We start from the raw sequence: 14798 nt of genomic DNA, 5'->3' as shown, positions 1-14798 counted from the left end.
ATCAGTTATTTCGTTTTAGTCCTAATTCAGTTCCTAATTTATACATTAATTGCAAGGCTTCTTCAAAATCATTTTTAATCTGTCCGTCGAGAATGGCTTCACGGATTTTGTTTTTAATTATTCCCACTTCGTGACCAGGCTTCAGGTTGAAACTTTGCATAATTAATTCTCCGGTAATGGGAGGTTGCCAGTTACGGATGCGGTCTCTTTCCTCCACTTGCATAATAACTTCACGAACGTGCTTAAAGCGTTGAAGGTATTTCTCTTCCTTCGCTTTGTTTTTGGTTGTGATATCTGCCTCGCATAATTTCATCAAATCTTCCAGATCATCACCCACTTCAAACAACAATCTGCGCACCGCAGAGTCGGTGATGTTTCCGTTGGTGAGAGCAATGGGACGTAAATGAAGGAAAACCAGTTTTTGCACATACTTCATTTTATGATCCAACGGAAGTTTCAGTCGCTTAAAAATTCCGGGAACCATTCTGGAACCAAGATCTTCATGACCGTGGAATGTCCAGCCCTGATCCGGATAATATTTTTTGGTTGGTGGTTTGGCAATGTCATGCAAAATGGCGGCCCATCTTAACCATAACTGATCCGTGGTTTTAGATAAATTATCCAGCACTTGCAGGGTATGGTAAAAATTGTCTTTATGCTTATGTCCGTTTACCTCTTCTACACCATAAAGATTTGCCATTTCCGGGAAAATCAATTCGAGTAATCCCGTATCGAATAATTGAGTAAACCCGTGCGATGGAATAGGGGATAAAATAATTTTATTGAGTTCATCCGAAATGCGCTCCTTCGAAATGATTTCAATGCGCTGTTTGTTGCGGGCAATGGCTTCGAAGGATTTTTCTTCAATGGTAAACTGCAACTGCGAAGAAAAGCGAATTGCACGCATCATACGAAGCGGATCGTCGGAATAGGTGATGTCCGGATCCAGTGGGGTTCGGATGATTCCGTTTTCAAGATCTTCCACTCCTCCAAAGGGATCGATCAATTTTCCGAAATCCGACTGATTTAGTCCAATGGCTAATGCATTAATCGTAAAATCTCTGCGGTTTTGATCATCTTCCAGACTCCCTTCCTCAACGATGGGTTTTCTCGATTCCCGTTGGTAGGATTCTTTTCTAGCTCCAACAAATTCAACATCGAGGTCCTGATACCTGAAATGAGCCGTTCCGAAATTTTTGAATAGCGTTACCTTGCATCCCAGCTTCTTCCCAACTTCTTCCGCCAGTTCCATTCCACTGCCTTCGGTAACGATATCGATATCCTTGCAGGGTCTGCCCAACAAAATATCCCGCACATAACCGCCAATTACAAATGCGCGTTTATTCTGACGATTAGCTACTTCTGCTATCAATGCAAAAATAGGATTCTCCAATGCGGAAACCAATCGGTCTTTATTTACGGAGAATGGTGATTTCGCCATTGAGTTGAAGCTTGATAATAGTTGAAGCTTTGCGCTTCTGTTGATCGTTCTGCCGCAAATTTACGATATAGTCGACCTTAGATTTAATTTCAGTAGAAATATCTCTGAATAGGGAAGGTGTTGCTTCTCCGGATAGATTGGCAGATGTAGAAACAATCGGCTTATTGAATTTGCGGATTAGTTGACTGCAAAATTCATCTCTGGTAATGCGAATGGCCACTGTTCCGTCGTTCGCAATTGCATTCGGCGCCAATTGGGTTGCACCGGGATATACAATGGTTAATGGTTCCTCAGAAAGTTCAATCAGGTCCCAGGCTAAATCCGGAACTTCTTTGATGTATCGGTTAAGCCTTGCTTCATTTTCCAATAAAATAATCATGCTTTTGGAATCAGATCGCTGCTTAATATCATAAATCCGCTGAACGGCATCGGCATTGGTAGCATCGCAGCCTAAACCCCAAACCGTATCGGTGGGATATAAAATTACCCCTCCGTTTTTTAATACCTCCAGGGCCTTATCGATCTCTTCTTTCATTCGCTGCAAAAGTAAAGAATTGTACTATATTTAAACTATGGCCGGAAAACGAATTACAAGTAATAAAGAAGGAAAAGAAGAATTAGCCATTTATTGGGATCCGGGATTTATTCCTTGCCGGATAACGTATTATGGACAGGTAATTGGGGTTTTTAATTCAATGGCAGAATTGGTTCGGGGTAAGGAATTTGTTTTTAACAATGGCGAAATCCTGCTTGTGCGGTTCAACCGCGAAATGGCGGGATTCGAATTTAAACGCAATGGCAAATATCTGTCCGTATCCGGTGTAAATCCGCTCGATTTTTTAACCTTCCCATTTTTTGCACTCGTCATCTATTCCTCCATCATGTTGATTATTTCATCCATGATCGTACTCACATGGGAATACGATACAAGCTTGTTATGGTTTGTTTACAATAAATACCTGGCGGGATATTCGTTCTCACTTGTTGTGATGAGTTTCTTTTTTCGGAAAGGATTCGATTTTGCGTTTTGGCTGGCTTCTTCATTATTGGGAGGAAGTACCGCCATACAGGTGTATTTGTTTTTTGTGGAGTATAATGACTTCAACGTTTTTCATGTATTCATGGCATTGCTTTTATTGATCAAACTTTTATTATTGCGATCCATCATTCAGGGTTGGAATAAATATTCGGCCTGGAACAAAAAAGAAGAAGATCAGGAAATACTGGTCTGAATGCCGTTCCTTCATTTTCAGTCATACTAAATTGGCATAAACAGAGATTTTTCCGATATTGAGAGCTCAACCAAAAACGCTCTCTTTCATGAGGAAACTCTCTACCTCTGTGTTGTTATTGTTGTCGCTCCATGCTTTTGGTGGGGGACACGTAACCGGTAAATTAGATCCGGCAGAAAAAACGCCGTTTAATGCAAAATGGATGCCCGATAAATACTATCAGGCAGAATTACGCCAACAAGCACCCTGGCAACGTTTTCTTCAACGCAATGGCGATTGGTGGGTGATGTTTAATGAAGAGAACAGAAAACCGCATCGTGCATTTGGAACACCCATTATGGTCAATGGTGCAAGTGTAGAAGATAAAGCGAGGAATTTTATTAGCGGACAATTATCCGATTTTCGTATTCCCGTAAGTGAATTGGTATTAGCAGGAATCACTTCCAATGAAAAGCATCACTTCGTTAATTTTACACAGGTGCACAACGGATATGCTGTGCTGGAAAGTCGTTTAACTGTAAAAATCACGAATGCCGGCGAAGTTATCATGTTCGGCGCTGATGTTTATGATCAGATTCAGGCACCTGCATCTGCGGCTTTAAATGCCAATGGAGCATCATCCTACGCAATGGCAGGAATTCCGGGAACTATTAGCAATGTTCAGGTGGACAATAACCTCTTTATTTTCCCCATTCCGAAAGATAAATCCTATGAATTCAAATTGGTTTACAAAGTAAATGTTGAAACCATCGATGAAGATCAAATTCCTTCCAACTACCTTACCTATATCGATGCAACATCAGGAGATGTGATTTATCGCCAGAACACCATTCAACATTTTCACCATGGTGATAACAACAAAACGAAAAAACGTCCGGTAGGAATTGATGTCACAACCACGGGTCAGGTTTACACCACGCATTCATATAATCCGGCAACCACCGAAATTCTTCCTAACCTCGATTTTACAATTAGTGCAAACAACTTTACTACCGATGGAGCAGGGTTTTCATCCACTGGAATAGCTGGTCCGCAAACCGGAACCTTTTTCTTAAAAGGAGATTGGTCCACCGTATTCACCAACAACGTTACTCCAAGTTTCACTTTTGGATTGGTAGATGGTGCCAATGCAGTAGATTTCACAGGTGGAAATATCAGAGAGCGTTCTGCCTATTACCACGTAAACGTAGTTCATGATCACATGAAAAGTGTAATGCCCACATTTACGGGAATGGATTTTTCATTACCAACGAATGTCGACTTAACCACCGGAAACTGCAATGCTTTTTACAATGGAACATCCATTAATTTTTATGCACAAGCCAATGGTTGCACTTCGTTTGCCACAGTAGGTGATGTTGTTTATCACGAATATGGACATGGTATCAATGATAATTTCTATACCGACAATGGAGGGAATTTCGTTAACGGTGCCATGGGCGAAGGATATGCCGATTTCTGGGCTTTTTCCATTACTGAAAATGCGGTCCTCGGTTATGGAACAGATAATGCCGTTGCAACAGATTATATCCGTCGTTATGATCAGGACAGAAAAGTGTACCCGATCAACATTGTAGGCGAAGTGCATTCCGACGGTGAAATCATTGCCGGAGCTTGGTGGGATACTTATCTCAACCTCGGAAGCGATATGAACCACACTTTACAATTATTTGTTGCAGCTTATCCCGGATTACAAGCGCAAACCTTCAACGGAAATGAAGGTAAAGCCTATACCGATGTTTTAATTGATGTATTGCAGGCCGATGACGATGATGCCAATTTACTGAACGGAACACCGAATGGTCAGGCCATCGTTGATGCCTTTTATCTGCATGGAATTACACTTATTTCCAATGCGACGTTGAATCATACCTCCATGGCATCGCACATCGAAAACGATCCGATTACCATTAACGCAACGTTATCGCTGAACTTTCCTTATACCGATTACCTCAATGCGGTAAAACTGTTTTATAAAATAAATAACGGAACTTATAATGCAGTTGCAATGACCAATTCAGGTGGAAACAATTACACCTACGATATTCCTTCGCAACCAATTGGAACAGTTGTTTCATATTACCTGGGAGCAGAAGATATCAACTCCAACCTTACCGCAGTAATTCCCATTGGAGCAGAAGCAGTGGATCCCAATATTCCTTATTTCATTCTGGTAGGTTATGCCTTGAAGAAAACCGATGATGTAGCCGATTTCCTCAATGAATTAGGAACCTGGCAAACGGGATTGGTGTCGGATAATAATACAACCGGCGACTGGGTAGCAACAATTCCAATCGGATCGTTCTCTACTGCAGGAGATACCAGCACAGCGGTTCAACCGTATTATCAGCATACACCTGCAGGAGAATTTTGTTTTGTTACCGGAAATGCAGCAACATCATCTGATGCAATTGGAACCGCAGATGTGGATGGTGGTCATACCACATTGCAATCGGCCAATATCAACATGACACCCTATACCAATCCGGCAGTTACTTATTATCGCTGGTACATCAACAATCCTCCTTCAGGAGCAAATCCAAATGCTGACTGGTGGCAGGTTTCTATTTCGAATGATGGAGGAACTACCTGGGTTCCTGTAGAAAATACCAAAACATCCGATCGAAGCTGGAGAAGATATGCCTTCCGTGTGGCGGATTACGTAACACCTACAGCTACAGTTAAAATTCGATTCGTTGCATCAGATTCAACTCATCTTGGACAAAACCTGGATGGTGGAAGTCTTGTAGAAGCTGCTGTTGATGATATTCAGATTTGGGATAATGTAAACGTAAACGAAGTCAATGAAATCAATCCCGATGGATTCCAGTTTTTCCTTACACCAAATCCTTCGAAAGATATGGTTAATCTAACTTTCGAATTAGTAAATGGAGGAGATGTTCAAATTCACGTGAGTGATGTTTCCGGAAAGGTAGTTTACAACGAAGGAATAAAAGGACTAGCTCCTGGACTGCGAACCACCCGATTGGAGACAAACCAATTCACCAATGGTGTATATTACATAACCATTACCAGCGGTAGGGTAGTTAGTACCCGTAAGTTGGTAGTAATGCACTAATCGATATTCAACTAAGAAAAGCGAAGGATTTCCTTCGCTTTTTTTATTTTTACACCAATGGAAAAGGAAAAATTAATGCTAAGCCCGGAAAAGATTCCCGTTGAAGGAATGTTAGGTTTATTGGCACTGGGTGATGTAGGACTGCGGGCATGGAGAGAGGCGAAACGGAAGAAGATGTCCAATGAAAAGGACAAAAAAGAGAAGTCATCCGGTCAATAACGATTCCGTCGATTCGGCCTGGCTGGATTATTAATAGGCCATGGGCGTTTCATTTATTACATTTGCAAAAAAATACAGGAATGTCAGAAAGAACGAAAATGGATATTACCCCCGGTAAAAAGGTAGATATCCCCGTTGAAGGAGCATTAGGAATAATGGCTCTTGGCTATAAAGGCTATTTGATGTGGCGTGAGGTTCGTGATGAAGCAGTAGCAAAAATGAAAGATCAAAAGGAAAACGATACGAAAGAGAATGAGCAAGCGTAAGGTATTATTATTAGGCTGGGATGCCTGCGAATGGAAAGTAGTTAACGACCTGGTGGCTAAAGGAATGATGCCCACGCTGGCTAAATTTTTAAAAGAAGGTTCTTCCGGAAAACTTGCCACTTTAGATCCTCCGATTTCTCCTATGTTGTGGACCTCCATCGCTACCGGAAAACGTGCCGATAAACACGGGATTCATGGCTTTGTTGAACCGGATCCTGATCCAAATTCCGCTAATGGAATTCGTCCTGTTGCTTCTACTTCCAGAAAAGTGAAAGCACTATGGAATATTTTCAATCAGGAAGGAATGAAATCCAATGTAGTAGGGTGGTGGCCGAGTCACCCTGCCGAGCCTATCAATGGTGTAATGGTTTCGCAATTTTTCCAGCAAACGAGAGATAAAACCAGAGAAGATTGGAAATGGATTCCAGGAACAGTTCATCCATTGAGCCTTGAAGAAACCATGAAAAATATCAGGGTGCATCCAACGGAAGTAACGGGACCAATGATGCAACCTTTTGTTCCTAAATTCAAGGAAGCAATTAAGTCGAAAGACAAAGTAATGGGTGCTATTGTAACCACATTGGCACATACTTTTAGTATCCACAATGCTGCCACCTATTTATTGGAAAATGAGGACTGGGATTTCATGGCCGTGTATTGGGATTCCATCGATCACTTCTCGCATGCTACGATGAAGTATCACCCACCGAAATTACCTACCATACCAGAAGATAAATTCGATTTTTATAAAGAAGCAATAACAGGAGCTTATCGTTTTCATGATATGATGCTCGATCGCATTTTGTCGTTAATTGATGATGACACTACGGTGATTATTGTTTCAGACCATGGTTTCCATTCGGATCACTTACGTCCGCGCCAATTACCAAAAGAGCCCGCCGGTCCAACCTACGAACATTCGCCTTATGCCTTTTTTGCTATTAAGGGACCCGGCATCAAAAAGAATCATGCCATTTTTGGAGGATCTGTTATTGATATTACTCCAACCGTTCTATCTCTATACGAAAAACCAATTGGCAGGGATATGGAAGGAAAACCATTGGTTCAGATCTATGAAAAAGCTCCTGCTTTATCCTATATCGATTCGTGGGAAGAGGTAGAAGGGAATGATGGCATGCACAAGGGTGAGGGACAAGATCCATGGGCACAGCAAGAGGCAATGCAACAATTGGTTGATTTAGGTTACATCGAAGCACCAACCGGTGATAAAGCACATAACATTCGCCAGGCCGTAAATGAAGGTGAATATTATGTGGCTCGTAATCTTATTGACGGAGGAAAGCGTCGTGAAGCTTTACCTATGTTAGAGCGTCTGGTAGAAGAAACGAAGGAAGCAAAAGATAATCTCCGTTACGGGTATCGTCTATTAGGTTTATACCTTTCATTAGGAATGAATAAAGAAGCCTTTACGCTACTAGAAAAATTAAAAGCACAAGGGAATGAAGATTCTCAACCATTCCTGATGTACCACGAAGCATCTTTTCATTTGGCCAATAAAAATCCGGTTAAAGCCGAAGAATTGTTTCGCAAAGTGATTGAACTAACACCAAATTCGGCCAACATGTACCGCAAAATTGGTGTCGCGTATCAAATGCGTCAGAATTTTTCGGAAGCGGAGAAATACTTTCAAAAGGCCGTAAGTATTGATCCCGATAATATTTTTGCACGCAACAGTCTAGCTTCAGTTTATTTAAAAACTGGTCGCTATGAAGAGGCGATTGACGAATGGATGCAGGTTATTTCAAATACGTACTACTACATTCCTGCTCATCAGGGAATCGGAACTTGTTTGTATCATTTGGGAATAAAAGATAAAGCGGCTGAAGCCTTTGAAGTGGCTGCTGTAATTGGACCTAAATTAGCACGGACAAGAAGATGGCTCGTGAAAATATATTCTGAGCTTAACATGGAAGCCAAGCGCGCCCATCATGAAAAAATTCTGAGGGAAAACATCAAAGGTCAAATTACATTGGTAAGCGGACCTGCACGCAGTGGTATGAGTTTGGTGATGGAGACACTCGAAAAAGCGGGTTATCCCGTTAAATACGATTCCATGGATGCCGGAGATAAGGACAATCCTTATCGCAGATTTGAATACACTCCTATGCAGAAATTAGCGAATGAAAATGCGTTTCTCAAGGACTGCGATGGCCATGCCGTAAAAATTCCAATGCACTTTTTGAATTATTTGCCGGATAATTACGAATACAAACTGATTCTGGTGGAGCGTAATTCCGCAGATATTCTGAAATCGCGCCAGCAATTAAAATCAGAAGGCAAATTGCGTAGTCAGAATGCATTTGACCTGGTAGATGCCATGGAATTGGGTGAGCAAATAAAGGAAACTGAAGAATTTTTGGAACAACGTCCTCATATACAAGTCCATAAACTCAGCTACGAAGCCCTGTTAAACCGTGAAGAAGCAGAATTGGAGTCCCTGGCTTACTTCCTGGGTGAGGATTTTGATTTGGCACAATTGGAGCTTTCATCTCAAAATGAGGCCTGATGGTCGATGTTAATAACTCTGAGGAAAACCTGAATGGTTATTTTTGATTTCTATGTAATGAAAATGAAAAATTATTGTAAATTTACCCCTCATAAACCTTAATCATCTAGAGATTATGCAAAAAAAATCTACCATTGAAAAAAATCTTTTGAAGTATTCTGCAGTTGCAGGTACTGTTCTTGCTGGTGCAGCTTCTGCTGATGCGCAAGTAGTTTATTACGATGTTAATCCGGATTACGATCTGAGCAACGGTACTATTGGTCTTGATATCGACCAAGACGGTACGTTTGACTTTGCCGTAGTTGATACCAACTTAAACAGTGGTGCGGTATGGCTTGCTATTGCAGCTCCATTAACTAGCTCTAACGGTATCGCTGGTTCTGCTCCTGCTGGATATAACTATCCTTTCAAGTTAAATAACGGTGACGTTATCGACGCTGCTCAAACTTGGTTGACTTCTACAGGTACTCTTACTTTAGTAGTTAGCGGATCTACTCCTTACAGCTCATTCTGGGGTGACGGTGTAGTTGACGGTTATATGGGTCTTCGTTTCGTAACTGGTGGTAACACTTACTACGGATGGGTTCGTATGGACATCCCTGCAGCTGGTGATCACGTAATCTTCAAAGATTTCGCTTTCAATACAACTGCTAACGGAGCAATCAATGCTGGAGATATGGGTAACGTATCTGTTAACGAGGAAATCGCTAGCAAGGTATCTGTTGCTAACATCAACAACATGCTTCAAGTAACTGCTAACGGTGTTGAATCTACCGGTAACCTCAGCATCATTTCTATGAATGGTCAGGTTGCTATGACGCACACTGTTAACGGTTCAACTTCTTTCGATATCAGCACTCTTGCTTCTGGTATCTACACTGTAAGTATCGTTTACCCAACTGGTACTTTCACTAAGAAGATCTTCGTAAAATAATTGATTACGAAATAACAGAAAGGTCTGCCGAAACGCAGGCCTTTCTTTTTTTCATTACTTTACGCTATGCAAAACGAAATTCTAATTGTTTCCGGATTACCACGAAGCGGGACATCCATGATGATGCAAATGATTTCTAAATCGGGAATCAGTATTCTAACCGATGAAATCAGAATTGCCGACCATTCCAATCCGAAAGGATATTACGAATATGAACCGGTAAAAAAACTTGCTGCCGATAATTCCTGGATGGATCAGGCACAAGGGAAATGCGTAAAAATTATTGCCCAGTTAATTCCATTTATTAAAAAGGGATTGAAATATAAAATCATTTATATGGACAGAAACCTTGATGAAGTATTGGTTTCTCAAAATGTAATGCTGGGGAAAAAAGATCAACCGGTTAATCCTGCCATTGCCGAAGTGTTTAAAAAACAGGTTGAGGGGATTATGAAATTTATGAATGAATCTCCTGATGTAGAAAAAATCATCATCAATTATAAAGAAACCATCGAAAATCCCGAAGCTACAGCCATTAAAGTGGCAGAATTTATCGGATTACCCGAAAAAGCAAAAGACATGATCGATGCCGTTTCCGGCGATTTATACCGCAACAGAAAATAATGAATTCTAAGCGAAAATTACTGGTTTTAGGCTGGGATGCGGCAGATTGGGAAGTGATCGATGATTTGCTCGCTAAGGGTGAAATGCCGGCTTTAAAACGTATTTTAGATAAAGGCGTAAGAGGCAATCTGGCAACGATGGATCCGCCGATTTCACCGATGTTATGGACCACCATCGCCACTGGTGTTGAACCTGAAAAACATGGAATCCTTGGCTTTGCCGAACCCGATCCGGAAGGAAAGGGCTTGCGTCCGCTTTTTTCCACATCACGTAAGGTGAAAGCATTCTGGAATATGTTTTCGCAATATGGATTAAAATCAAATATAGTAGGATGGTGGCCGAGTCATCCTGCTGAACCGATCAATGGTGTGATGGTATCCAATTTTTTCCAAATGGTTACGCATCACGATCCTTCTCAATGGAAAATCGCTCCGGGAACTGTTTTTCCGGATCACCTTGGTGATAAAATTGCAGATTTACGCGTACACCCGGATGAAATTACACCCGAATTAGTAATGCCCTTTATTCCTGAATTATATCAAATTCCGCATGAGGATGAGAAAATAGTTTGGGCAGTTCGAAAAGAATTAGCGCACGCTGCCACTATTCAGGCCGTAAGTACATGGCTCATGCAGCATAGTGAATGGGATATCATGGGTGTTTATTTCGATTTTATCGATCATATGTCGCACCTGGCAATGAAATTTCGTGCTCCAAAATTGTCGAGTGTACCGGAAGAAAAATTCAGATTCTACAGCAAAATAGTTGATGGTGCATATCGGTTTCAGGATATGATGCTGGGTCGAATGCTTGATTTGATCGATGAACAAACCGCCATCATGATTCTATCGGATCATGGATTTGAATCAGGCGATCTTCGTCCACGTTATGTCCCCAAAGAACCATCCGGACCAACAAAGGAGCATAGTCCGTTCGGAATTTATTTTCTAAAAGGACCCGGAATTCCCACCAACGAAAAAATTTACGGTGCATCAGTTACCGATATTACACCCACGATTCTGCATTATTTCGGTCTCCCTGTTGCTAAGGATATGATAGGGAAACCGCTGCTGGCTTCATTTACCGAGCAGCGCGAAATTAAATGGATCGACAGTTGGGAAAACCATCAAACAAATTTAGATCCCGGACTTCACCCCGGTGATTTAAGAGTGAATGCCTGGAATGCACAGGAGGCCTTAGAGCAGTTGATTGAATTGGGATACATTGAACGACCTGAGGGAACGACAGAACATATTATCGCCGTTTCAAAAGCTGAAGTAGATTATTATCTCGCACAAAGTTTATCCTTTCGTCATAGGTATGAAGAGGCGATTTCCATCCTTGAAAAAATATGCAACCAGTTTCCGGATATTCATCGATTCCGGACCTTGCTCGTACAAAATCTGATACATACCCGTCAGTGGAATAATGCACTGCTTGAACTGGAAAAACTAAAAGGAATTTCCGATTCGCTCGATATTCAGGTTTGGTATTTTATAGGGAAGATTTATTTGAGTCAGCACCGTGGTAAATTAGCTTACAAATCATTTTACCGGGCACACGAAAAAGCACCGAAGTCCATCGATATTTTATTGCGACTGGGTGATACTTCTCTGGTTTTACAAGAATATAAGGATGCTGAAAAATGGTATTCTCAAGTAGTGGAGCGCAATCCGAAAAACGTGTTTGGTCATTTTGGAATGGGAATGGTGATGTTACGCTCCGGCGATGCAGATACTGCCATAGATCATTTTTTAGATGCCATTGAAATCAGGAATTTTTTCCCACAGGCCCATTTTCAATTGGGAGAAGCATTGCGATTAAACGGTGATGTTGAAGATGCAGAAAATGCTTATTTGTTTGCTTTGAAACAAAATCCCGAAATGCTGAAAGCGCGGAATCAATTAATTCAATTGTATCGCAACCAATTGAAGAATGAAGAAAAAGCAAATGAACAATTAGCGATTTTAAATGCACATCAGAATAGGGAAATAAATGTTATCAGTGGACCACCTGCTTCGGGAATAGGTGAAATAGGAGAGAAGCTTCTTTCCAACGGTGTGAAGGTGCTGAATCATTTACCTTCTCAGGTTGACCAAAAAGCAGAACTTCAGTTGTCTTTGTTGAATTCATCACCCGGGGGTGACACAGAAATTCACCTGATGACCATGGCGCAATTAATGCGTGTACCGGAAAATTTCAAGATTCGTTTGTTGCTTTCAGATCCCGAAGAAATAAGTTTATTGAACGCTCAATTGGTGTTTGGCGGAAAAGAACACCTGGCTTCTAAAAAAATATTTCCGGCCAACCTATCGCACCTAAATCGAATTGAGAAGGATGCGTTCTTGCAATGGCAATCGCAACGTAGCGGACTTGAAGTGCTAAAAGTGAATCTGTTGGATCAGGAGAATGATGAAATTCTATCGCAGATCCTTTCTTTTTTCCACTAAGGCTGTCTAATATCTACTTCAGCATCGGTAGATAATCGTGGCAGAATTTTTTTTATTATTGTTCCACTAACCAAAGAACCTATGAAAAAGAAAAATTCTACTCGTTCAAAACGTCTTCTGAATTATTCATTGGTTGCAGGAGCAGCTACAGTTGCCGGTGCAGCGAATGGACAAATTGTTTACACTGATATTGCTGATGCTACCATTGGTGTTGGAAATAGCTACAATCTTGATCTGGATAACGATGGTAATGCAGATTTCATTATCACCACTTCTGCCCGCAGCGGGTCAATGAGCGGAATTCCTTATTCCGGTGTTGGCGTATTGATCAATACTGTTGGTTCCAATGGTGTTGTATCACATCCGGGTACAACCATTCCTGCTAACTATGCCGATGCAATGGCTCTGAATGATTTAATTGATAACGCAGCTACATTCAACACAGCTCCAACTTCCTCATCTTTTGGAGGTATGGCACTTGGTGTGAATGCAGTAGTATTTGGTAACCCTGTTCCATTTGGAGATTGGTTAGGCCAAAGCAATAAATACCTTGGATTAGTATTCGACATTTCCGGTTCTAACCACTACGGTTGGGCACGTTTAGATGTTGCTGCTAACGGTACTACTTTTACCATTAAGGATTATGCTTATGATGGAACTGCAGGTACTGGTATTCCAGCTGGTGCAACAGTTACAGGAGTTGAATCATTCGATTTGAGCAATCAAATTGATATGTTCATTGCCAACGAAACGTTGAATCTTAGAAATAACAATGCAGAATTAAGCAATGGACGCGTAATCGTTCTTGACCTTACAGGTAAAGAAGTTGCTTCGTTCCCATTCACTTCTACAACGGCTACATTCGATTTAAGCGGACTCGCTTCCGGTATGTACGTGGTTAATGCTGTGTTTGATCAAGGAAGAGCAACTGAAAAATTGTTTGTTCGTTAATCGTACATTATTTCATAAAAAAAGCCCTCCTAAAGAGGGCTTTTTTATTGCTATTAAATGTTAGTGGTGACCTTTATCTGCTAAATAACGCTCAGCATCCAAAGCTGCCATACATCCGGTTCCTGCTGCAGTTACGGCTTGACGATACACTTTATCGGCACAGTCGCCCGCTGCGAAAACTCCTGGGATATTTGTTTTGGTGGTACCCGGAACTACTTTTAAATATCCGGTTTCATCCATATCAAGCCAGTTTTTGAAAATGTCGGTGTTGGGTTTATGTCCGATCGCAACAAAGAATCCGGTCACTTTTAAATCGCGTTTTTCTCCGGTTACGTCATTTTTTACACGTACACCTTCAACGGCTTTGTCGCCTAAAATTTCATCTGTTTCGGTATTGAAAAGCACCTCGATATTTGGTGTATTTAATACCCGTTGTTGCATCGCCTTGGATGCTCTCATTTCACCTTTACGCACCAGCATGTAAACCTTGGTACATAATTTTGCGAGGTAAGTAGCTTCTTCTGCTGCAGTATCTCCTGCACCTACAATGGCTACATCCTGACCACGATAAAAGAATCCGTCGCAAACGGCACATGCAGAAACACCAAATCCATTTAAACGTTGCTCAGAAGGAATTCCAAGCCATTTTGCCGATGCGCCTGTAGATACAATAACTGTATCGGCGGTGATCAATGTGGTTTCATCAATCCAAACTTTATGTACGGGTCCACTGAAATCTACTTTCGTAGCCATCCCATAACGAACCTGCGTACCGAAACGTTCAGCTTGTTTTTGTAATTGAATCATCATTTCAGGACCCTCAACGCCATCGGGGTAACCCGGAAAATTTTCTACTTCGGTGGTAATGGTTAATTGTCCACCCGGTTGTAACCCCTGATACATTACCGGTTTTAATTCAGCACGTGCCGCATAAATTGCAGCAGTATATCCCGCAGGACCCGATCCGATGATCAGGCAGCTCACATGTTCACTGGCTTGTTCGCTCATAATACAGATTGTTTTGCGCAAAAATAACCAAAAGAGCTTCCGATTGTTCGGAAAAAATACCCACAAG

Annotated in this window: 12 protein-coding genes; 9 read left to right on the top strand and 3 right to left on the bottom strand. The window is 41.4% G+C overall.

Features of this window, described 5'->3' with window-relative positions:
• Position 1: 1 nt before the first annotated feature.
• A complete protein-coding gene (locus K1X56_03835) occupies positions 2-1441 on the bottom strand; it encodes a CCA tRNA nucleotidyltransferase (protein MBX7093830.1) in 1440 nt (479 codons plus the stop codon).
• The gene (locus tag K1X56_03830; protein ID MBX7093829.1) at positions 1413-1976 is read right to left on the bottom strand and encodes a threonylcarbamoyl-AMP synthase; all 564 of its coding nucleotides are present in this window, start codon (positions 1974-1976) and stop codon (positions 1413-1415) included. The genes K1X56_03835 and K1X56_03830 overlap by 29 nt, the downstream gene beginning before the upstream one ends.
• A gap of 37 nt (positions 1977-2013) precedes the next feature.
• Between K1X56_03830 and K1X56_03825 the strand changes: the two genes are divergently transcribed.
• The 9 genes from K1X56_03825 (at position 2014) to K1X56_03785 (ending at position 13723) form a co-directional block, all read left to right on the top strand.
• A complete protein-coding gene (locus tag K1X56_03825) occupies positions 2014-2673 on the top strand; it encodes a hypothetical protein (protein ID MBX7093828.1) in 660 nt (219 codons plus the stop codon).
• Positions 2674-2761: 88 nt separating this feature from the next.
• A complete protein-coding gene (locus K1X56_03820; GenBank protein ID MBX7093827.1) occupies positions 2762-5752 on the top strand; it encodes a T9SS type A sorting domain-containing protein in 2991 nt (996 codons plus the stop codon).
• Positions 5753-5809: 57 nt separating this feature from the next.
• Positions 5810-5971 (top strand): hypothetical protein, encoded by a 162-nt coding sequence (locus K1X56_03815; GenBank protein ID MBX7093826.1) that lies wholly within the window; start codon positions 5810-5812, stop codon positions 5969-5971.
• Between the two features lie 80 nt (positions 5972-6051).
• Entirely contained in the window at positions 6052-6237 is a 186-nt protein-coding gene (locus K1X56_03810; protein ID MBX7093825.1) for a hypothetical protein, read from the top strand.
• A complete protein-coding gene (locus K1X56_03805) occupies positions 6224-8764 on the top strand; it encodes an alkaline phosphatase family protein (protein MBX7093824.1) in 2541 nt (846 codons plus the stop codon). The genes K1X56_03810 and K1X56_03805 overlap by 14 nt, the downstream gene beginning before the upstream one ends.
• A 115-nt stretch (positions 8765-8879) precedes the next feature.
• Positions 8880-9698: a T9SS type A sorting domain-containing protein gene (locus tag K1X56_03800; protein ID MBX7093823.1), complete on the top strand. Its 819-nt coding sequence runs from the start codon at positions 8880-8882 to the stop codon at positions 9696-9698.
• 66 nt (positions 9699-9764) lie between these two features.
• Positions 9765-10322: a sulfotransferase domain-containing protein gene (locus K1X56_03795; protein MBX7093822.1), complete on the top strand. Its 558-nt coding sequence runs from the start codon at positions 9765-9767 to the stop codon at positions 10320-10322.
• On the top strand, positions 10322-12772 hold the full coding sequence (locus K1X56_03790; GenBank protein ID MBX7093821.1) for an alkaline phosphatase family protein: 2451 nt from the start codon (positions 10322-10324) through the stop codon (positions 12770-12772). The genes K1X56_03795 and K1X56_03790 overlap by 1 nt, the downstream gene beginning before the upstream one ends.
• A gap of 81 nt (positions 12773-12853) precedes the next feature.
• Positions 12854-13723 carry a T9SS type A sorting domain-containing protein gene (locus K1X56_03785; GenBank protein ID MBX7093820.1) on the top strand — a complete coding sequence of 290 codons (870 nt, stop codon included), beginning with the start codon at positions 12854-12856 and terminating at the stop codon, positions 13721-13723.
• Between the two features lie 60 nt (positions 13724-13783).
• Here the strand turns inward: K1X56_03785 and trxB are convergent, their stop codons facing one another.
• Positions 13784-14731 carry a thioredoxin-disulfide reductase gene (gene trxB / locus K1X56_03780; protein ID MBX7093819.1) on the bottom strand — a complete coding sequence of 316 codons (948 nt, stop codon included), beginning with the start codon at positions 14729-14731 and terminating at the stop codon, positions 13784-13786.
• Positions 14732-14798 lie beyond the last annotated feature (67 nt).

The organism is Flavobacteriales bacterium (genome assembly GCA_019694795.1).
Lineage (GTDB): Bacteria > Bacteroidota > Bacteroidia > Flavobacteriales_D > UBA2798 > UBA2798.
Note: the sequence above shows the minus strand (reverse complement) of the source record. Positions and strands in the feature narration are given on the sequence as shown.

Coding starts and splice junctions, on each gene's coding strand:
- K1X56_03835 (MBX7093830.1), bottom strand. CDS start 1,441: ATGGCGAAATCACCATTCTCCGTAAATAAAGACCGATTGGTTTCCGCA.
- K1X56_03830 (MBX7093829.1), bottom strand. CDS start 1,976: ATGAAAGAAGAGATCGATAAGGCCCTGGAGGTATTAAAAAACGGAGGG.
- K1X56_03825 (MBX7093828.1), top strand. CDS start 2,014: ATGGCCGGAAAACGAATTACAAGTAATAAAGAAGGAAAAGAAGAATTA.
- K1X56_03820 (MBX7093827.1), top strand. CDS start 2,762: ATGAGGAAACTCTCTACCTCTGTGTTGTTATTGTTGTCGCTCCATGCT.
- K1X56_03815 (MBX7093826.1), top strand. CDS start 5,810: ATGGAAAAGGAAAAATTAATGCTAAGCCCGGAAAAGATTCCCGTTGAA.
- K1X56_03810 (MBX7093825.1), top strand. CDS start 6,052: ATGTCAGAAAGAACGAAAATGGATATTACCCCCGGTAAAAAGGTAGAT.
- K1X56_03805 (MBX7093824.1), top strand. CDS start 6,224: ATGAGCAAGCGTAAGGTATTATTATTAGGCTGGGATGCCTGCGAATGG.
- K1X56_03800 (MBX7093823.1), top strand. CDS start 8,880: ATGCAAAAAAAATCTACCATTGAAAAAAATCTTTTGAAGTATTCTGCA.
- K1X56_03795 (MBX7093822.1), top strand. CDS start 9,765: ATGCAAAACGAAATTCTAATTGTTTCCGGATTACCACGAAGCGGGACA.
- K1X56_03790 (MBX7093821.1), top strand. CDS start 10,322: ATGAATTCTAAGCGAAAATTACTGGTTTTAGGCTGGGATGCGGCAGAT.
- K1X56_03785 (MBX7093820.1), top strand. CDS start 12,854: ATGAAAAAGAAAAATTCTACTCGTTCAAAACGTCTTCTGAATTATTCA.
- trxB (MBX7093819.1), bottom strand. CDS start 14,731: ATGAGCGAACAAGCCAGTGAACATGTGAGCTGCCTGATCATCGGATCG.